Raw genomic sequence first — 19,354 nt, 5'->3', positions numbered from 1 at the left:
TCGTCGTGCAAGACTGGCAGCCTTTGCTACTACTATTGGTAACTTCGGCGGCGCGAACATTACAAACGAATGTGAAAAATTTTGGATTCCCCACGCTGGGCTTGGACGACGCTCAAAGATGTCGCTGACAATTTGCGAACGGCAACATTGCATGAACTGCTTCGCTCGCAAATGAGTTACTCAATCAGCGATCCCGCAAGTATTTTTGTGCAAGTTTGCGATTCTGTTCAGTCATCCGAATCGGTAACTGCTCGACCTGCCCACTTGTGGATTCGAGACCCAAAGTCAATTCCCACTTTGGCTCGTGACCCATCGTTGACAAGACCTCAACCAAGTCTTCGGCAAATCGTTTGTGTGCAATCTCGCCGTACTCTTGGTTTGCAAAATCCATGATACGATCGATCGGTATGCCATCGATTGAAACGAGCGGAGTCCAACGGTCATGCACACGAACGATGGGCCGGCCGTTTTCCCAGCGGACGCCGGTATAGGGTGCCACCTTCGCATAGCCATCCTTTGTCACCAGTTTCCTTTGCGAAAGGGAAATGGACCGCTCCAACAACTTGCGGCCGATCGGATCGACAATCGGTCCACCGCAATTGGTTACCACTGCAACGCCGACTCCGTCTTCCGGCGAGAACCCGATCCACGCACTACAATTGCTGCGACTGCCATTTTTTTCCAGGATACGACCTACGCCATCGATCGATTTTACCGACCATCCGAGCGCAGTCCCCGATGGCGATCCACTGGGCAGCTTCGTTTCCGTATGAAGTTGGCCGAGCATCTCGTTGCTGAACACGCCCGGTTTCATCTGAGCTATCAGAAACTTTCCCAGGTCTTCGGTGGTCGTGACCAAGCCACCGGAACCTGCCAATCGTTCTTGGAGAGAACGCGTTTGCACCGCACCGCCGCGACTTTTTCTAGCATAGCCGGTGGCTGGGTGAAGCTTGGCGTCGCCTTCGATTGCGGTGTTGTTCAGTTGCAGCGGATCGCAAAGCATCTCTTGCAACAATCGATCGATCGGCTTATTTGCGGCCCTCTCGAGTACATGCCCAAGCAATCCGAATCCCAGGTTGGAATACTCCTTGCCATCGCCGGGATTGGAAATCAATTCGACGCTGGCCAAATGATCATAGAGCCGCTGGGGTTCCAATTCGTACCGACCTTCAACCGATTGAACCTGGCCTGGAACGCCGCTCGGTAAGCCCGAGGTGTGCGACGCAAGCTGCCGCAGAGTGATGGTTGCTCCAAGCTCAGGCGTGGTGCTTATCCGAACGTCGTTTGGAAGATAGCTTGCCGCCGCCTGGTCCAGATCGATCACTCCCTGTTCATGCAACATCACCGCTAGTGATGCCGTGAACACCTTGGTCACCGATGCGACATGATATTGAGTTCGCGCTGTCGCTGGCCGTCGTATCTCAATATCCTCAAATCCGACTGCACCCTGGTAGACAATCTCACCGTCACGAACGACGACAGCGCTGAGGCTGGGATAAGACGAATCCGTCAGGCTTTGCAACCAAGTGTCGATGTGCTTGATGTCATCGTCGACAAATGCACTGATGTCATCCAAGCCAGGCCCCCGTCGCGACATCAACTCCCTGAAGCATGAAAAGATTGCGGCGAAGGCTAAAGTCGAAATCACCGTGATCATGACGATCGTGACAATCGCCGGTGTGTTGAGGCGGACGCTGCCTTTGCCCGAGAACGGATGCTCCTTGTGACGTCGGTAAGAAAGATACCAGAGGCCGAAAAAAGCAATCTCGAATGGAATCACAGCCGCGACTACGGACTGGAAAAACACAGGCCCCATGTCAGTGAGCGGAAATCGGAATCCAAGGGACGCTCCGACCAGCGTGGGGACGAGGATGATGGCCACTTCACGCCACGACGGTATGATCCGATTCCAGTTCTCGGCCCAACGGGCCCAGTTGGGACTCAACCCAGCGTTTCCATCGGTTCCCGACAAAGCGGAAACAATATCGATCATCTCGCTGGAGTCTTCAGCAGGGCTTTCGCCTTCCAAATACGTGATGAGTTTCTGGAGATCGATTCGTCGCGGCTCGAGTTGATCTCGAACGGCCCGTTGATTCAGTCGATAGACCCAGCCGTAAAGAAGAAACAGAAAGATTCCTTCAAATCCAGCGACAAAAATGAATCCAAGCCAACTCTCGCTACTATCCCATGCAACATTTGTAAAAAACGCCATGATCGAAATTGAAGGCGGCAGCAGGTACCACCAAAACACATTCCGTAGCAACCAGATCTGATGCTCGACCTGAGCCCGTGATTCCTTCACATAGAACAACAGTGGTTCGCCTGGATCACTTGGCCGTTGAGGGTGACGACGACGATCTACCAACATGAAGCCGGCAATCCATAGCAGCGCGGGCACGGTCAAATACCACGTCCAGGGCAGTGACATGCCGATGCCCATCACGAACCAGATAGGGATCATCACCAGCGACGTTCCAACCTCTCGAACGTCGCGCCAGAAGATCATCGACCGAAAAGTATCGTGCGACTGCTGGACTTCCTTCGACAGCAAGTCGGCGTCGAACGTTACTTGTACTTGCGAAGCTTCCGCTTTCCACGCTTGTTGGTATTTGTCAAGACTCATCGGATTCCCCCAGTTCATGGGACTCACTGTTCATCAGCGCGCTGAGAGCCTTTTTCGCCCGATTCAACTTCACTCCCACGTTGTTCCCCGAGATACCCAGTACTTCGGCCATCTCTCGATAGCTCAGGTCGTCCAAGTACAGCAACACGAGTGCGGCGTCGGTTTTCGGTAGCTGAGCAATGGCCGCGTAGAGTTGCTCGACGGTCTCGCACTGTTGAACTTGTTCGGCACTGCTGGACCCGTCAGTCGCCACTGTTTGCACTTCGATCAGCGGTTGTTGTCTGGTTCGTCGCGGCCTGTCCTTGCGATGCCAATTCATTGCTGTGTGCAGAGCCACACGATAGAACCACGTCGCCGCACTTGCCTTCCCTTGAAATCGCGATAGCGACTGCCACGCTTGAAGCAAGATTTCCTGAGCGAGATCCTGCGATTCCTCACTGGTGAGCGTGTAAGCACGCGCTACCTTCATGACTGAGGAACCATGTTCCTCAAGCCAGTTCGTGAATATCGACTGTTGATCTTCGTCAAGCACCAATGATCTCTGTCAGACAACGAAAAAACGTCACTCCAGTAGTATTGGTACCTCGCCCGAGTGAATCCTTACAGAATAACTTGGAAATACAGACGGTTGCCGTCTTAGCGGAACGGCGAAAGCCGTCCGGTGCTGCGAAACCGGAGGGCTTGCGTCCTACCGCGACATGACGCTGCGCGTGTTCGCTTCAGCGAACAGGTGGCGAAGACAGGCTGGTTATCGACGTCACCTCCCCCCGCAGTTTCGAGATATCGGTAACATCAAAAAGTCGCTCTGAATCCTGATCGATCAGAACATTCCTGGTCCAGTACAGTTCATACGTGTGCAACCTGTCAAGATTGTCGGTGAGCAAGATTTTAATGTCTGGCGCAATCATTTTGATTTCGTCCAACGGTAAGCCGAGTTCAGTCCAACGCAGGTTGCGAAGGTGCTCCACAATATCTGCGCGTTGTTTTGCGTTCGTCGCAAACGTCACTGGAGGCAGTTCCTGGTTTCTGTAAAAGCAAACAATTGTAATGCTCTTTGCATCCCGAACAGACAGCGCGGTATTTGAATTGCTGCAACCATTGATAAGAAGCGGTAACGGGAACAGCGCGGCAAGAATGATGTTGGTCGTGCTGTGCCGGAGCCTTACCAGTCTCCGGCCCATCCAAATCAGTGCTGGTATCGTCGCGACACAGAGCAAGATGGTGACTCGGTCGTCACGAGACACTTGTTCCTCTCGCCACAGTTTGCCTGCGTCTGGCAGGCTTGGAGGCTCACCCCAGCGGTCGGTTGCATACCCTTGGTTAAGTTCGTAATCGATCTTCGCGACACGAAAAGGACGTGTTGCAATGCGATACGTCGTCACAATCAATACGAGAGCGGCGACCACGTTGAAAATTTTCAGAGCCATTCGAGTTCAATGCTTTGAGTGTGTCACGGCGAAGATCGTCGACTCAGCAAGGACAAGATTCCATTACTTCCCGCTCGACTCTTCGCGAAGACGTTTGCGTTCCATCAAGCGTCTGATCACCTCCGCTTTGTTGGGACTGCCGCCTGCTGTCCATCCGAACCAGGGAGAAATGCGGATCACTTCACCAGAACGGTGATCTAGCAAATCAAAATCCATGTTGAACGTTGCCCACCCCTTGCTCTTGGCATTCATCTCAAGTGCCTCGCGCAGTTGGTTGTTCGGGCCGTTGTAGTTCACAAAGGGTTTGTTCGGGTCGTCACCGTAAATCTGATTACCCTCCCATGAGAGCAGGATGTCGCCAACCTCGATGCCCACATAATCTGCGGGGCTGTACGGTGCTACTTTAATGACTTGCAGTCCGCTGGAGTAGTACGCGGGAACTTGGCTCTTATCGGCGGGCCCGAGCGACACGCCAATTTGAAAGGGATCGATGAACTCAGGGTCGGGAGTCGATTGCTCAGGGCGCCGGTATCCAGGCACGGACGTCCCCCAATGTTGATAGTAATGCAATTCAGATATCGGAAGAACTTTGGGAGGCGTGAGCGAAGGGATGCTGAAAAAAAGGCGATCAGAGATGTCAAGCGGTGCGTCCGCAGCACCGTCGCCAGGATTCGGCACCGCGATCCGCACGTAGTGATTCGCTTTAGGCCGCGTGATTGCCTTCAGGTTGACGCCGGGCTTCAATGCTTCGTCACTGTCAAAGCAGATTTGCATTCGATGCCCTCGCACAACCACCGGTTCGTTGCCAATCAACGTGTGGACCGAACCATCAGGCCACTTGGGCTGCACAAAGCTTACGCGTTCGAGGCGAATCCCTGAGACTTTTCCGAATTGAAAGGTAGCAGGCAATGTAGCCGGGACTTTTTTGCTGGTAGTGCTCCGGTACAGGAACTCGATATCCACAACCTGTCCATGTTGATAGGTTCGCTGAGCAGGCACCAGTCGAACACCCGCCTGCAATCCATTGCGGTCGGGTTTTCCCCAGTGTGTCGCCGCAGGCTTGTTGGAATCGGTTTCAATGAATTGCCGCCGAACGGTGAGCAGGTACGGTGATTCTGAGTTGCCGATGCTCGGCACAAGCATGCGGATCAGCGAAGTTGTGAACCACTGGTCGATGTCGTTTTTAATCGAATGAATCAACTCAAATCGAACGTCCGCGGGCAACCGATGCGTTGCGGCAGTGGCCTGCAGACGTTGAAAAGTTGAGTCATCCATGCCCCCTTCATCGCGGGTGGATTCCCGACATCAATTCGCTGCGGACTTACTTTGACACCTTCAAGCCCGGCTTTTTCAAGTTGATCATTCTGGACGCGTTCTACCGCTTCATGCCGAAGGACACGGACGAGAACAGCAACGGTAACGTCTCGGACTGGTTCACCTGTGGAAGTCAGGCGCGAACCAGCCCGTTCGGTTGGCCACGGTCGTGCAGCCTTCTGACGAGGACGATTTTTAATGTTGTCGCTGTTTGTGCGAGCAGCCAAATCACTGCGCGCACAGACAGGATTTCGCATCGTTCCTGTGTGCCGTGCTCGCACTTATTTGTGCGCGCACACACACCGAAATGGGGTCTGTGTGTGCCGCGCGCGCACCCCCTACAACCCCCAGGGGCGGTGCGAGCACGCCCGCCCCCTGTGTGAGCGCGCTCGCAGTGCGCGCACACACACAGACACAGATGATCGAACGGGTCCTCCGCCGGGGACGCGTTCAGGTCAGGCCCCACGAATCAGCGGCCTACCTAACCTCAGTTTGTTTCCTGGAACACGTTGTCCGACTTTTGGAAAAGTAGATGCATCCGAAACACTTTCAACTGGCTTCGCGGCTGCTTGCCGAGATCGAGGTCTTTGCTGAAATCGATGTCAGCGCGGTCGGGATTAGCAGCTCATGGCTGGATGGCATGCGGATTCGTGGGATCCCGTTCACGCCGGAGTACTGGTCGGCCACGCAGGGCCCAAGCCGAAAAATGCAGCTCGTTCGCGCTGCCCGTGATATGGAGCGACAGGGATTGCTGCGACGACTAACGGAGCCGCATCGCGACCGAACCACTTACGTCATTCCGAACGTCACTTTGCTCCGCCAAACGATCGAGAATCTCAGCGGTCAAGCTGATGTCAACGCGATTTGTTTGGGCTTACGAAAGACGCACTGGGGCGCGGAGCTCGCAGCTCAGTTAGAGCAATGGGCTGCAACCTTGCCTTAAGGTGCTATTCGCCCCGAGGAAGTCGTTCCACACAGTCATCCGGAATAGAAAGCATCAATGAACGACCGTTGTCCCAATTTACGTCGATTTGCGTCCAGTCTCGTTGAGGATAGATGCCAGCCACGGTTCCGGCGGTGCCAACTGGAATTGGGGCTGGATCGTTGGGCATGGAGATGAGGCGAATGCGATCTCCAATCATTAATTCATTGTTCAATTCTTCGACCTCCGATCATGTTCTCGACTTCATTCGTTGTATTAACCCGCTGCCTACAGAACAGCACCAAGCTGACTTTGGCTCATCGCATCGATGGCAGTTATCGCCAGCAGGTGCTCGTGGATCAAGATTCCACCAGGCTCGTCGCCTGTGTTGAGGTCTTCGATCTCAAGCAAGTCCGCCAAGGGACGCAGATTGTCCATCACCGCGTAGTAGCACTGGCGAATCTCTTGGGCCTTCGCCGGGTCCATGTCGCGAAAGATTCGCCGAAGGGCTTCGGTAGCGTTGCGAGTTTCTTCACTCACGTCTTTTTTCTCCAACTGGGTATCGTTTTTTCATGCAACTCACACGGCGTTACCAATGAACCATGACATCTGAATCAGTTCAAGCAAGCATCACATTTAATCGTCCCGAGTTTGCTGATCGAAATCCCCCCCGTTGACGCAGCAAAGCGGAACTGGGCCCAACTTTCCCGGCGAAGAGAAAAACTCGCGACACAACGCAACGTGGGGGCCGACACCGCCAACCAACAACCAATCCAACGATCTACCGATCCAACGATCCCTGTCGTCGTCGAGCAAATCAGAACGATCGGCAACGATCCAGTGATGCTGGCCCACACCGCCGCGGAGGTTCATCTACGAAGCCAAACTGCGATAGAACTCCTGCGAGACGAACGCAAGGCACTCGACCGCCAAATCCGAAACGACCATTCCAAGCTGCAATCGATCGCGGCCAACACGCAAATCGCCGGCAGCATCTCAGGCTTGTCAGAGATTCAACAACGGATTCAAACGGCTGATCAACGACTGAGAACGATCGCCGACGAAGAAGCCGCGCTGGCAACTCAGAAAATCAACCAATCCGACATTCAAAGAGTCCTGGCCGACTTCGACGAAGTCTGGGACGCGCTCCCGCCAAGAGAACAAGTCCGCGTCGTTTCGCTACTGGTCGACAAAGTCAACTTCGACGGTCCCGGCGGCAACGTTGCGATCACCTTCCATCCCACAGGCCTGAAAAGCCTCACTCAACCACCGCTGGAGACCGCCCAATGAGTGAATCCCTCACCATCAATCGTAAGTTCCACGTCGCCAAAAAACGCGACGGTCGCAAGCACTTGCAAGACGGCGTCGCTCCCAGCAAGCCCACCGGCCGAGTCCCACGGATCACGCGACTGCTTGCCTTGGCCCATCGCTGTCACCGATTGATTCAGGACGGCACGATCATCAACCAAAGCGAACTGGCCCATTACGGCCAAATCTCCACGACCCGCATGACGCAAATCATGTGGATGGACAATCTCGCCCCCGACATCCAAGAAGAAATCCTGTTCCTGCCCAATACCGTCAAAGGCCGCGACCCGATTAAAGAAGCCGACATCCGTCCCATCGCCAAAACGCTCGACTGGAAAAAGCAACGCAAAATGTGGCGAACGATCAAGGACTCTCAACCTGTTAACCCGAGCTAAACATGAACCGTCTGGTTCGGTGGGTCGGAAGCAAACGGCGTGGTAACTAGCAGCCACTTTGTGAACAGAGAGCGCGATAGTTCGCAGAGAAAAAACCGTTGAGACGGACGCAACCCATGCGGATTGGGGACGGCAGATTTCGGAAGAGAGGTCCGGGGCAAATCACCGGAATCTTAAAAACGCCCCAAACACGGCGTTTCTTGACCGGCCAGCGTGGCCGAAGAAGGACTCTCGAAGAGCGAACTGGCCGGTAGGGCCAATTCCGCAGATCGTGAAAAGTACAGCGGAAGCAACACTCTTCGTGACTACTATCAAAGTTAAGCCGATCGTGGACGCGCTTGCACAACCGCTTCAAGCGTGAATCAGCGAACACTACTGGCTCTAGCTAAAAGGAGTGCCCGATTGCCCGAATTGACGGAAGCGTCCCTCGGCGAGACAAGGATTTGATTTTTGTATTACACCGATTGCTGAGGGGGGCCGGTGGTAAAGTGATTATCAGTGGTGATTGAAGGCTACTGCCAGCAGCAGTACCAAGCAGGTAAGTTCGGCTCGCTCATCAGCGTCTCGAGCGTCATTCGAACCAAGTAACCTCGCCGCGGAGATGCCAGAAGTTCTCTCGAAATGGACGCAGTCACTAGAAGTGATGGAAGCAGTTTGCAAATCAGCCGTAATGGTGCTGTTTAAAGTCGCAAAGCAGGATCAAGCGTCGAGCGAGCGGCTTTCGAAACGGTATTCACCTGGAGTGTGACCCGTCTCCCGTTTGAAAACGGCGCTGAGGCTCTCTTTGTGGCTGTAACCAGCCTTGGGTGCAATTTGTTCGAGTGTCATGTCGGTTTCACGGAGCAACTGTTTGACGCGTTCGATTTGTGTTGCGGTGATCTGTTCGTGTGGCGTTCGGCCGAGGACTTCGTGAAACCGACGTTCCAATTGACGTCGTGACAAGGATGAATACGCGGCTACATCACCGACGTTGATTCCGTCGCAAGCGTGTTGGCGAATGTAGCGGCACACCTTTGCCAATTCTACATCCTCGACAGCAACCACTTTGGTGGATAGTCGCTCAGAAACTGATTTGGGGGAAACGTATTCGACGTTCGCTTCAGGTTGGTAGCCAGAGAGCATCTGATGTAAAAGCTCTGCCGCGCGATATCCAACACGCTCGGCATCAGGACGAACACTCGATAGCGGTGGGTCGCACAACAGGCAAATTGCATCGTCATCATCAACGCCAATCACCCCAATATCATCGGGCACGGCGATGTTCGCCGTTCGACATGCATTGAGCACTTGTTGACCACGAATGTCGTTGCAAACGAAGAGGCCCGTTGGCCGCTGCAGTTTGGAAAGCCATTTCGACATGGGTTCGATGTCCATCATTCCAGCGTATTCCAAGCTCGTCAGTGTGCTGCCCGGCCTGCCTTGGGATTGATAGAAGGTGAACGGACACGATGCTTGCTCGACCATTTCGCGAAAGTATCGTAAACGAGCGTCGGAGTATGACGCAGAGCGAAAACCACAAAATGCAAAACGCCGAAATCCACGATCCCAAAGATGCTCGAAAGCGAGTTCGGCAACCAGTCGATTATCAGTTTCGACTTGCGGAACACCTGCAAACTCACGATTGCATCGCACGTCGACGATCGGCACCTTCAGCTTGCGAAGTGGTTCGATGGTGTGCGAATCGACGCGGGCGATCACGCCATCGATCCGCGAACTTGTCATCCAATCAGGGATCTCTGAGTCCAACATCATCTCTTGATGCAAGAGAGACCAATTGACTTGCGTTCGCGCGAAATAGGCGACGCCGCGAAGCAATTCGCGACCGTAGGCTCGTGATGCTTCGACGAGCAACGCGATTTGGGGACGAGATTTCTGGTTCACTAGTAACGCCTGGAATGACTGATCGTGACGCAAAATGCTATCGTCACGTCGCAAATCACTATCGAAGCTGTGTTCGCATCGGATATTATCGAAGCCACAGCAGCTTTGCTAGGTCGCATTCTATTCCTTTGTGCGACTCGCGTGTAGTCTTGCACCGCCGAGTGATGCCTTCGCTGGCGAATTTTGTTGACGCACGTTTGATCAAACGAGTACGCCTACGATCAAACAAGCACGCATACAAACGAACCTAAACCAAGAAATGGATTCAATGAGTGACTCTGTAGACAACGCCTCGTCTCCAACGCCATCACCTTCAACCCCGGTGGTGCCACAAAAGTTTCTCTATCCGTTCATACTTGTGACGACGCTCTTTGCGTTGTGGGGATTCGCTAACGATGTGACCAACCCCTTGGTCGCTGTGTTCAAAGATGTCTTTGTCATCGACAACGCGCAGAGCACTTGGGTGCAGATGGCGTTTTACGGAGGCTACGCCACGATGGCGATTCCGGCAGCGATCTTCATCCGGAAGTTTTCCTACAAGTCGGGAATCATTGTGGGTTTGTTGCTGTACGCAACGGGGGCTCTGCTCTCGGTCCCTGCCGCTGCTGGCGCGAATTTCAATCTGTTCATCATCGCTCTCTACATCCTGACCTTTGGACTCGCATTCTTAGAGACCACGGCCAATCCATACATCTTGTCGATGGGGCCAGCGGAAACATCCACGCGTCGTCTCAACTTGGCTCAGGCCTTCAACCCGATCGGTTCGCTGACGGGGATGTTCATCGCCGGCACGGTCATTCTCTCCACGATCCAAGTCGAAGATTTCAAAAGTGATGTGAACGGTTTTCATGCCGAACTCAGCCCAGCAGCCGTTAAGAAACAGGAGCACTCAATCCTTCCGTTTCTCAAGGCGAAAGAGCGCGAGCGAACCAACGATGCGAACGTCAAAGCGTACGTCATGAGCATTGGCCCTGATGCACAAAACGTGGCATCGACCGCGTTGCAGGATTTTAAAGACGGGAAGATTGCAACCTTTCAAGGCAAAACCCATTCGGAATTACAGAAGCAGGATTTGAAGACCGTTTCGATGCCTTACATGGTGATAGGCTTCGTCGTCATCGGCGTGATGGTCATTTTCATTCTGACGAAGATGCCCGACACGAGTCCCAGTGGTGACGAACACGATCTCCACTTCGGCAGGACCGTTGGCAGACTGATGACAAATCCCCGTTATGTGGGTGGCGTGATTGCACAGACATTTTATGTGGGAGCCCAGATCATGTGCTGGACGTTTATCATTCAGTATGCGGAAAACGCATTGGGCATCGATAAGGCGACAGCGCAGAACCACAACATCCTGGCGATGGTGATCTTCCTGTGCAGTCGATTCATCTGCACGTTCTTCTTGAAATATGTTTCACCGGGACGGTTATTGATGGCGCTCAGTCTGGGTGGACTTGCCTGCACGCTGGGGGCCATTCATTTGCAAGGGATGGCTGGGCTATACTCTCTGATCGCTGTTTCCGCATGCATGTCGTTGATGTTCCCAACCATTTACGGTCTGGCGCTCGACGGAGTTGGTGAGGATGCCAAGCTAGGTTCAGCAGGTCTGATCTTTGCCATCGTCGGCGGAGCGTTCATGCCACGTTTGCAGGGCCAAATCCTCGATTTGGACAGCTTCATGGGAACCACCGCGACTCGGGGATCGTTCTATCTGCCCGCACTTTGTTTTGTGGTGATCGCTTTCTACGGCATGATTTGCTGGAACCAGCGAGAAACCCCAAGCACTAAAAGCCAACTCGCATGATGAGCACCTGGGCCGACGGCGCTAGCCGCGGGTTACGCAACGGCCACCGTCCACAGTAGATCGGCAGTACCCGGCGGCTGGTGTCGACGGCATAAAAACAGTTCGAAAAAACATCCATTCACATACCTTTCGGATCGACAGTAGTTCCCAATGACGCAAAACCAGACTTCCCCAACCGTATGGAACGGCAACCTTCCCAAGATCGGCATCCGACCGACCATCGACGGTCGGCTTGGTGGTGTTCGTGAATCACTCGAAGATCAAACGATGAACTTGGCCAAGCGAGTCGCTGAGTTGATCTCATCCAACGTCCGCTATCCCAACGGCGAGCCGGTCGATTGCTTGATCGCAGATCGTTGTATCGGTGGCGTGTCCGAAGCCACAGCGTGCGAGAACCAGTTTCGCCGCGAGAACGTTGGCGTCTCGCTGACGGTCACACCATGTTGGTGCTATGGATCCGAAACGATGGACATGGACCCGCTGCGTCCCAAAGCGGTCTTTGGATTCAATGGAACCGAACGACCCGGCGCGGTCTATCTCGCTGCGGTCCTGGCCGGACACACCCAGAAAGGCATTCCCGCGTTTGGCATCTATGGACGCGACGTGCAAAATGCAGGTGATGCTGCGATGCCCGCCGATGTCCAAGCCAAGATTTTGGACTTCGTTCAGTGTGGTTTGGCTGTTGCATTGATGCGTGGCAAGGCCTACCTGTCGATGGGCGGAACGTCGATGGGCATTGCCGGTTCAATGATCGATTTCGCGTTCTGGGAAAAATGGCTAGGCATGCGAGTCGAAGACATCGACATGACCGAGATCGTTGGACGAATGAACAATGGCCAATTCGATCAAGCCGAATACGAAAAGGCGCTTGCTTGGGTCAAAGAAAACTGTCCCGAAGGCGATGATTACAACAGCGACGAGACCAAGCGTTCGCGCGAGCAAATCGACAGCGAATGGTCCGACAGCGTGAAGATGTCGTTGATCGCTCGCGACTTGATGGTCGGTAATCCGAAGCTCGCCGAAATGGGGCTGGGAGAACAGGCTCAAGGTCACGAAGCAATTGCATCGGGATTCCAAGGCCAACGTCAGTGGACGGACCATTTTCCCAATGGTGACTTCCTCGAAGCGATCTTGAATACTTCGTTTGATTGGAATGGCAAACGAGCGCCGTACATCGTCGCGACAGAGAACGATGCTCTCAACGCGGCCACGATGTTGTTTGGGCACTTGTTAACCAATACGGCGCAGCTGTTTGCCGACTTGCGGACTTACTGGAGTCCCGAAGCGGTCGCGTCGGCGTGTGATGGTTACAAGCTCGAAGGTGAGGCGAGTGACGGGTTGTTGCACCTGATCAATTCCGGCCCCGCGACTTTGGATGGAACCGGCGAGCAAACATCGGCGGATGGCACTGCGACGATGAAGCCGTTTTGGGAGATCACCGACGACGAAGTCACCAAGTGTCTCAAAGCAACGACATGGCATCCGTCGATCACCGAATACTTCCCCGGTGGCGGTTTGAGCACACGTTACAAGACGCGTGGCGGAATGCCAGCGACGATGACACGAATTAACTTGGTTGATGGTCTTGGGCCAGTATTGCAAATCGCTGAAGGACACACCGTCGAGCTTCCGACGGCTGTACATGATGTACTTGACCAGCGAACCAATCCAACTTGGCCGACAACGTGGTTTGCACCAACGATGACCGGTCGCGGCGCTTTCACGTCGACATATGAAGTCATGAATCACTGGGGTGCGAATCACTGCGTGATGACAGCCGGCCATGTCGGTCACTTGTTCATCACGTTGGCATCGATCCTTCGCATTCCTGTTTACATGCACAACGTTGACGCTGAGCGAGTCTTCCGGCCGAGCGCGTGGAACGCATTTGGCACCGACGGTCTCGAAAGTGCTGACTTCCGCGCCTGCCAAAACTTTGGCCCGCTGTACGGCCGGCGCTAATCCAACAGTATTCCGACGCAGTGAGCCGACGGTGCTTGCTGCGGGCATCACAACATCAACTCAACGAACGATACAGCAACCACGCCCCGTACCCTCGGCTAGCGCCGTCGGCTCAGGAAATCGAATGAACACACTCCAATCCATGCTCGAACTTTCTCACTTCCTTGGAGAAGAGCACCGGCACCTAGCGATCCTTGGCGAAGGCAATACTTCGGCGAAACTCGACGCAGAAACGTTCCTCGTCAAAGCCAGCGGCAGTTGTCTGGGAACGCTGGGCGAAGATGACGCTGTCGCCTGTCGATTCGATGCTCTCTTGCCAATGTTTGACGAAGCCGCCATCAGCGATCAGGACATCGAAGATCGATTGCTTGCGTGCCGCGTGGACTCAAAGGCCAAGAAACCGTCGGTCGAAACGCTTTTCCACGCGTACCTGCTGTCGCTACCGGGCATCGAGTTCGTTGGGCACACGCACAGTATCGCCGTCAATCAAATCCTGTGTTCACCGCTCGCAGAAATGTTCGCGACAAAACGTTTGTTCCCTGACGAAATCGTTTGTTGCGGGTCACAGTCGGTGTTTGTGCCGTATGTCGACCCTGGACTCAAATTATCCCAAGTGATCCGTGACAAGACGCAAGCGTTTGTTGACGAATTCGGCATCCCGCCGCGAGTCATCCTGCTGCAAAACCACGGACTGATCACGATCGGCAAAACCCCCGGCGCCGTCAAAGCCGCCATGCTGATGGCTCACAAAGCCGCCGAAATTTTCGTCGGCGCAGCATCCTTGGGTGGGCCAGTTTTCATGGATGACTCCGAAGTCCACCGCATCGCCAATCGAATCGACGAACACTACCGCCAACAAGCATTGAAACTATGAGCCACCTATCATTCGTCTTTTCCTGTCTTGCCGGCAGTTTGAGTCGAGTCGAAAGAGCAGAGAGATACTTCCAACCAATTCAATGAACTTGATTTCTACCGCCATGCGAAACTTACTCTATTTCGTGACATCCATTGTCGTTCTGGGGCACTCGTTGCTCTTCGCCGACGAAATATCGAGTGCGAGACCCAACATCATTTTCATTTTTGCCGATGACTGGGGATACGGGGATGTTGGAATTCATGGTAGTACATTTTGTCAGACGCCCAACATTGACCGCATGGCGAACGAGGGAATCGACTTTGCAAATTTCACGGTGAACAGTCCTGTGTGTTCACCGAGTCGAGTCGCCGTGATGACGGGGCAATTTCCGGCGCGGCAATGCATTCATCAGCACTTTCAGAGCATCGGTGCTCACCTGAGCAGAGGCATGCCCGATTGGCTCGATGCCCAAGCTCCCATGCTGCCTCGAATGCTCAAAGACGCTGGCTACAAAACAGGCCACTTTGGAAAGTGGCACCTGGGCAGCATTGGCGACTCGCCCACCGAGGAGGAGTATGGATACGATCGCTTTGCCACGTTCAACGGATCTGGAAAGAATGAAATCCCTAAGGACGGTTTAGCATCGGTGGATCATGCGGTGAAGTTTATCCGTGAGTTCAAAGATGAACCTTTTTTTGTGAATTTGTGGCTACACGAATCTCATTTGGCTCACTATCCGTTGGGCAAATATCTCGAGCAATTCAAGGATCTCGATGAACAGAAGCGAGTCTACGCATCTGTCATCGCGGAAGCTGATGAAGGGGTTGGGCGAGTGTTCGCATTGCTGAAGGAATTGAAATTGGACGAGAGCACGCTTGTTGTGTTTTCGACCGATAACGGACCCGAAGTGACTCGCGGCGAGGCGGACAGAATCCACCGCAAAGGTGAAAAGGGATTAGGCGGATTCTACTCGGTTGGTGAAACAGGTGGCCTAAAAGGCCGAAAACGATCGCTCTTCTCCGGTGGAATACGCGTGCCTTTTATCGTGCGATGGCCTGGAGTTGTGCCGCCGGGTAGGACTGATTTGAAATCCGTACTGACCGCCGTGGATCTGCTTCCAACTTTCTTGGAAGTTGCCGGTGTGCCGTTGCCGGACGGGTACGAGCCCGATGGCGAGAGTGTGTTTTCGGCTTTCAAGGGCGGCGACTTCACCAGAATCAAACCGATCTTTTGGGAGTGGAAGGGCGGCGACAACCAAGATTACACGTGGCCCACGCTAGGCGTTCGAGACGGGCAGTGGAAGCTGCTGGTCGGAACGGAAAACCAGAAGTTGGAGTTATATGACTTGGAAAACGACCGGTCGGAAAAAAATGACGTGTCCGCCGATCATCCCGAAGTCATGCAGCGGTTGTTGAATCAACTCGCTGTTTGGAAGAAAGGATTGCCGGAAACTCCTAGTGAGAACAGTCTGTCCAAGGCGAGGAAAAAGAAGAAACAAGCACGATAATGCCGCCGGGCAGTTTTTCGAGCGAAAGCGAAGGCGTGTCGTCTGAATGGACGACAGACAGCGAGTCAGTTGCGAATAGAATATGTCCATTATAATGGAGTTTTGCGTCGACCAACTGATACAGCCTGCCAAGAACTCGGAAAATGAAATGATGAAGTCGTTTGTTTTGAGCTTGATCGTCACTTTCGTGGTGGGAGGTGTTCACGCTGAAGAAATGGACGCGATGTGGGGTGAATCCACAGTCAAGCTGCGTGCTGAGAATGCGGAGCGCGGCGAACTGTTCGACGAAGGCAACTATGCCATGTTCATCCATTGGGGACTCTATTCCCAGTTGGGTAACCGTGTTGCTGGCCAGACGTATTACGGGATCGGCGAGTGGATCATGGATCCAAAGATGGCTGGGATTCCCGTTGACGAGTACAAACAGTTGGCCGGAACCTTCAGCCCGACTGATTTTGATGCCGATGCGATTGTGAAGCTGGCCAAAGACGCCGGGATGAAATACATCGTGATCACCGCCAAACATCACGATGGTTTTGCGATGTATGACTCCGCAGCATGCGACTTCAACATTGTCGATGCAACCCCTTGGAAGGTTGATCCGATGAAGGAGCTATCGGCGGCCTGCCGAGAGGCTGGTTTGGGATTCGGTTTCTACTACTCACATAGTCAGGACTGGACGTTTCCAGGCGGTCGGAAAGGTCCCGAGAACGACGAACATGGCAAGCCAGCCACTTTCGAGGATTACTTCACTAAGAAATGTGTGCCTCAGGTGGAAGAGCTGACGACACAGTACGGCCCGATCGAACTGATTTGGTTCGATACGCCTGGAGGCATGAAGCAGGAGTACGTTCAGCAACTCGTGGACATCGTTCGCAAGAATCAGCCGCGGGCACTTGTGTCAGGGCGTGCCGGTCACAACCTTGGTGACTACCAAACGCTGGGTGATATGGAAGTGCCGCACCACAACGTCGAGGGAATGTGGGAAAGTGTCGATACCACGAACGATTCTTGGGCCTATGCGTGGTATGACGAGAATTGGAAAGCACCGAAAGAAGTCTTGCGGCGACTCATCGCTTGTGTCGGCCGCGGTGGTACCTACATGCTCAATATCGGTCCCGATGGCACGGGTGCGGTTCCCGAACGTGCAGCCCGATCCCTGCGAGCGGCAGGCGATTGGATCCATCGTTATCCTCAAGTCGTCTACGGAACCGACGCTTCGCCTTGGGGACACGCAATGCCGTGGGGCGATGTCACGGTGAAAGAAAACCGGCTTTTTCTGTCAATTTTCGACTGGCCCGAATCTGGCAAGCTGTATCTTCCTGGTTTGAATACCAGAGTTCTCGATGCATATCTGTTACGCGAGGAGACTGCTGAACCGATTACACACAACACTACCGCAGGTTGGACGGTTTTGGATTTACCATCTCGTGCGCCCGAGCAGATGGTTTCCGTGATCGAACTCCAACTCGATGGCGACCCGGAGGTCGATTCGACCTTTGGGATCGATCCTAATTCTGGAACCGAAATTCTTGCTGAATTTTCGACCGCGATGGGTGCCAAGATCGTGAAGCATCGGTGGATGGAAAAATTTGGTGAGTGGGTTTGCGAGTATCCCGCATGTCAATGGACACCTGACGGAAAGGTTGTCTGGGAAGTCGACGTCATGGAGCCAGGCGACTACGACGTAAGTCTCACGTACGCGGGTGAGGGCCGATTGGTGTGGAGTGTCGACGTCGTTGGTGGCGAGCATATCCAGAATCAGCAGAACGCCTCGCACAACTATCAAGAATTCCCAATCGGCTGGATCAATTTCTCAGAGCCTGGAAAGTACAAAGTGGCGGTTTCTTGCTTGGAAGGAAACACGCAATCCGCACAACTGCGATCGATTCGTCTGGCCCCAGTTCGTTGATGCACCGTGGTCGGTGAGGCAGGAATTTGCCACGCTCTGGCCGTCGCGCCGACGATCATCAATCGCTGGATTTCTTGGCGGCACCGTCTTTTTGGTCGAGAGGTAAGATGCCAGCTCGGTAGGCTTGGGTAATCGCTGCGGGAGCGTTTTGGACATTCAGCTTCTCGTAGATGCGGCGGACATAGGTTGCGACCGTGGCAGTACTGATGTCCAGTTGCCCGGCAATCTCTTTCTTCACTTGTCCATCGCCGAGGAGCGTGAGTATCTCAAGCTCTCGCTGCGAGAGCTCGTCTTGCAATTCGATTGATGCTAGTCGCGATTCCAATTTGCTCAGAATGTATTTGGCGACGCCACTACCTAGTAACGCACCGCCTTCGGCCACGGTTCGAATCGCTTCGATAATCTGATTGACGGTAGAGGACTTGAGCAGGTATCCAGAGGCGCCTAGTTGTGTGGCACGCAGCACATCGGACTCGCAATCCGACTGAGTTAAAACGATGAATTTGGCGTTCGGGCAACAAGAACGCAACAAAGGCAAAGCCTCTAGACCTGACATTCCTGGCAGGTTTAGGTCGAGCAAAATGAGATCTGGCGCGTTGTCGTTCAATTGATTCTGCAGGACCTGTAGAGCACGCTCGGAGGATCCCACCTGACTAATCAATTGCATGTCAGGTTGATCTTTCAGGGCGAGGTCGATGACATCGCGATACTCAGGGTGGTCTTCGACCAGCATGACTTTAGTGATCTTATTCATCGCTCTTACGCTATTTGCGGAAGCCCCATCTTCGAGTTTTCATTTTGAGGTTAATGCATGTTCCTCCGCTTTCAGGCTGGTGTGCGGTGACACTTGCCCCAAGCAATTTTGCGCGTCGGGCGAGCGAAGAGGGAACTTCGTTGGTCTGAGCTTCTGCTAATCCCGATCCGTCATCGCTGACCGTCAAGCAGATCTCATCGCGATGCGCTATCAATTTAGCATCGAAATGTGTTGCGTTGCTATGACGGCTGATGTTGACCAGCGATTCTTTGTAAAAGAGAAACAGATCGGCACGGGTGCGTGGTTTCAAACTGCTCAGAACCTCGTCGTCATCTTGAAACGAAAAACCACCTTCAAAGTCTGCCATGATTCTTTCGGTGGACCGTTGCATGTCTTCGAGTAGGTCGCCGTAAAGTTCTTTCGCTTCCAGCATGTTAGTGCAGTAGCGTACCGCATCGCTGGATCGCTGCGTCATCGTCCGGATTCGCTGATGCATGGACTCTAGTTTTTCGGGAGAATCGACTGCAGATGTTGCAAGGTCACTCAGTAGTCCGATCACGGTAAGCGTTCTATCTCCCCATGTTGACAGGCGGTTTAGCGTGACAGGTTTGTTTCCACCTCCAGGAGAAAACCATGAACGCGTTTCCCAATCCCGAGCTCGCCAGGCAGTGGCGTGAGCGAATCGA

17 protein-coding genes are annotated in these 19,354 nt (G+C 53.7%); 8 read left to right on the top strand and 9 right to left on the bottom strand.

Annotation, left to right across the window (positions count from 1 at the left end; genetic code table 11):
* Positions 1-184: 184 nt before the first annotated feature.
* The 4 genes from Pla100_RS28560 to Pla100_RS28545 form a co-directional block, all read right to left on the bottom strand.
* Complete coding sequence (locus Pla100_RS28560; RefSeq protein WP_146582501.1) at positions 185-2,623, bottom strand: serine hydrolase domain-containing protein; 2,439 nt, start codon at positions 2,621-2,623, stop codon at positions 185-187.
* A complete protein-coding gene (locus Pla100_RS28555; RefSeq protein WP_146582499.1) occupies positions 2,613-3,155 on the bottom strand; it encodes an RNA polymerase sigma factor in 543 nt (180 codons plus the stop codon). Before Pla100_RS28555 ends, Pla100_RS28560 begins: the two co-directional genes overlap by 11 nt.
* A gap of 187 nt (positions 3,156-3,342) precedes the next feature.
* Positions 3,343-4,050 (bottom strand): hypothetical protein, encoded by a 708-nt coding sequence (locus Pla100_RS28550; protein ID WP_146582497.1) that lies wholly within the window; start codon positions 4,048-4,050, stop codon positions 3,343-3,345.
* A gap of 63 nt (positions 4,051-4,113) precedes the next feature.
* Positions 4,114-5,325 (bottom strand): PDZ domain-containing protein, encoded by a 1,212-nt coding sequence (locus tag Pla100_RS28545; RefSeq protein ID WP_146582495.1) that lies wholly within the window; start codon positions 5,323-5,325, stop codon positions 4,114-4,116.
* 571 nt (positions 5,326-5,896) lie between these two features.
* Here Pla100_RS28545 and Pla100_RS28540 point away from each other — a divergent pair.
* Entirely contained in the window at positions 5,897-6,307 is a 411-nt protein-coding gene (locus tag Pla100_RS28540) for a hypothetical protein (RefSeq protein ID WP_146582493.1), read from the top strand.
* 4 nt (positions 6,308-6,311) lie between these two features.
* Here the strand turns inward: Pla100_RS28540 and Pla100_RS32540 are convergent, their stop codons facing one another.
* Together Pla100_RS32540 and Pla100_RS28530 are read right to left on the bottom strand one after the other, a co-directional pair.
* Positions 6,312-6,521, bottom strand: a complete 210-nt coding sequence (locus tag Pla100_RS32540; protein WP_197168311.1) for a DUF4314 domain-containing protein — start codon at positions 6,519-6,521, stop codon at positions 6,312-6,314.
* Positions 6,522-6,574: 53 nt separating this feature from the next.
* Positions 6,575-6,826: a hypothetical protein gene (locus tag Pla100_RS28530; protein ID WP_146582491.1), complete on the bottom strand. Its 252-nt coding sequence runs from the start codon at positions 6,824-6,826 to the stop codon at positions 6,575-6,577.
* A gap of 303 nt (positions 6,827-7,129) precedes the next feature.
* Here Pla100_RS28530 and Pla100_RS28525 point away from each other — a divergent pair, with 303 nt between their 5' ends.
* Complete coding sequence (locus Pla100_RS28525; RefSeq protein ID WP_146582489.1) at positions 7,130-7,576, top strand: hypothetical protein; 447 nt, start codon at positions 7,130-7,132, stop codon at positions 7,574-7,576.
* Entirely contained in the window at positions 7,573-7,989 is a 417-nt protein-coding gene (locus tag Pla100_RS28520; RefSeq protein ID WP_146582487.1) for a hypothetical protein, read from the top strand. Before Pla100_RS28525 ends, Pla100_RS28520 begins: the two co-directional genes overlap by 4 nt.
* Positions 7,990-8,688: 699 nt before the next feature.
* On the opposite strand, the gene Pla100_RS28515 is transcribed toward Pla100_RS28520, so the two are convergent.
* Positions 8,689-9,924, bottom strand: a complete 1,236-nt coding sequence (locus Pla100_RS28515; protein ID WP_315853502.1) for an AraC family transcriptional regulator — start codon at positions 9,922-9,924, stop codon at positions 8,689-8,691.
* A gap of 214 nt (positions 9,925-10,138) precedes the next feature.
* Here Pla100_RS28515 and Pla100_RS28510 point away from each other — a divergent pair, with 214 nt between their 5' ends.
* The 5 genes from Pla100_RS28510 to Pla100_RS28490 all read left to right on the top strand — a co-directional run bounded on the left by Pla100_RS28510 (position 10,139) and on the right by Pla100_RS28490 (position 17,914).
* Positions 10,139-11,677 (top strand): MFS transporter, encoded by a 1,539-nt coding sequence (locus Pla100_RS28510; protein WP_231603740.1) that lies wholly within the window; start codon positions 10,139-10,141, stop codon positions 11,675-11,677.
* 150 nt (positions 11,678-11,827) lie between these two features.
* The gene (locus Pla100_RS28505) at positions 11,828-13,639 is read left to right on the top strand and encodes an L-fucose isomerase (protein WP_146582483.1); all 1,812 of its coding nucleotides are present in this window, start codon (positions 11,828-11,830) and stop codon (positions 13,637-13,639) included.
* Between the two features lie 124 nt (positions 13,640-13,763).
* A complete protein-coding gene (locus tag Pla100_RS28500) occupies positions 13,764-14,513 on the top strand; it encodes a class II aldolase/adducin family protein (protein WP_146582481.1) in 750 nt (249 codons plus the stop codon).
* A gap of 82 nt (positions 14,514-14,595) precedes the next feature.
* Positions 14,596-16,002, top strand: coding sequence for a sulfatase-like hydrolase/transferase (locus Pla100_RS28495; protein WP_231603739.1), 1,407 nt, complete (start codon positions 14,596-14,598; stop codon positions 16,000-16,002).
* 82 nt (positions 16,003-16,084) lie between these two features.
* Positions 16,085-17,914, top strand: a complete 1,830-nt coding sequence (locus tag Pla100_RS28490; RefSeq protein ID WP_315853501.1) for an alpha-L-fucosidase — start codon at positions 16,085-16,087, stop codon at positions 17,912-17,914.
* Between the two features lie 58 nt (positions 17,915-17,972).
* Here Pla100_RS28490 and Pla100_RS28485 read toward each other — a convergent pair whose 3' ends face one another.
* Together Pla100_RS28485 and Pla100_RS28480 are read right to left on the bottom strand one after the other, a co-directional pair.
* On the bottom strand, positions 17,973-18,668 hold the full coding sequence (locus tag Pla100_RS28485; RefSeq protein ID WP_146582479.1) for a response regulator: 696 nt from the start codon (positions 18,666-18,668) through the stop codon (positions 17,973-17,975).
* A gap of 10 nt (positions 18,669-18,678) precedes the next feature.
* Entirely contained in the window at positions 18,679-19,143 is a 465-nt protein-coding gene (locus Pla100_RS28480) for a sensor histidine kinase (RefSeq protein ID WP_146582477.1), read from the bottom strand.
* Positions 19,144-19,354: the final 211 nt, after the last annotated feature.

This window comes from Neorhodopirellula pilleata, assembly GCF_007859915.1.
Lineage (GTDB): Bacteria > Planctomycetota > Planctomycetia > Pirellulales > Pirellulaceae > Rhodopirellula > Rhodopirellula pilleata.
This window is presented reverse-complemented; position numbering and strand designations above follow the sequence as displayed.

Bases quoted from the DNA above. Each gene is read 5' to 3' on its own strand.
- Pla100_RS28560 (WP_146582501.1), bottom strand. From the start codon at position 2,623: ATGAGTCTTGACAAATACCAACAAGCGTGGAAAGCGGAAGCTTCGCAA.
- Pla100_RS28550 (WP_146582497.1), bottom strand. From the start codon at position 4,050: ATGGCTCTGAAAATTTTCAACGTGGTCGCCGCTCTCGTATTGATTGTG.
- Pla100_RS28545 (WP_146582495.1), bottom strand. From the start codon at position 5,325: ATGGATGACTCAACTTTTCAACGTCTGCAGGCCACTGCCGCAACGCAT.
- Pla100_RS28540 (WP_146582493.1), top strand. From the start codon at position 5,897: ATGCATCCGAAACACTTTCAACTGGCTTCGCGGCTGCTTGCCGAGATC.
- Pla100_RS28525 (WP_146582489.1), top strand. From the start codon at position 7,130: ATGCTGGCCCACACCGCCGCGGAGGTTCATCTACGAAGCCAAACTGCG.
- Pla100_RS28520 (WP_146582487.1), top strand. From the start codon at position 7,573: ATGAGTGAATCCCTCACCATCAATCGTAAGTTCCACGTCGCCAAAAAA.
- Pla100_RS28510 (WP_231603740.1), top strand. From the start codon at position 10,139: ATGAGTGACTCTGTAGACAACGCCTCGTCTCCAACGCCATCACCTTCA.
- Pla100_RS28505 (WP_146582483.1), top strand. From the start codon at position 11,828: ATGACGCAAAACCAGACTTCCCCAACCGTATGGAACGGCAACCTTCCC.
- Pla100_RS28500 (WP_146582481.1), top strand. From the start codon at position 13,764: ATGAACACACTCCAATCCATGCTCGAACTTTCTCACTTCCTTGGAGAA.
- Pla100_RS28495 (WP_231603739.1), top strand. From the start codon at position 14,596: ATGAACTTGATTTCTACCGCCATGCGAAACTTACTCTATTTCGTGACA.
- Pla100_RS28490 (WP_315853501.1), top strand. From the start codon at position 16,085: ATGTCCATTATAATGGAGTTTTGCGTCGACCAACTGATACAGCCTGCC.
- Pla100_RS28485 (WP_146582479.1), bottom strand. From the start codon at position 18,668: ATGAATAAGATCACTAAAGTCATGCTGGTCGAAGACCACCCTGAGTAT.
- Pla100_RS28480 (WP_146582477.1), bottom strand. From the start codon at position 19,143: ATGACGCAGCGATCCAGCGATGCGGTACGCTACTGCACTAACATGCTG.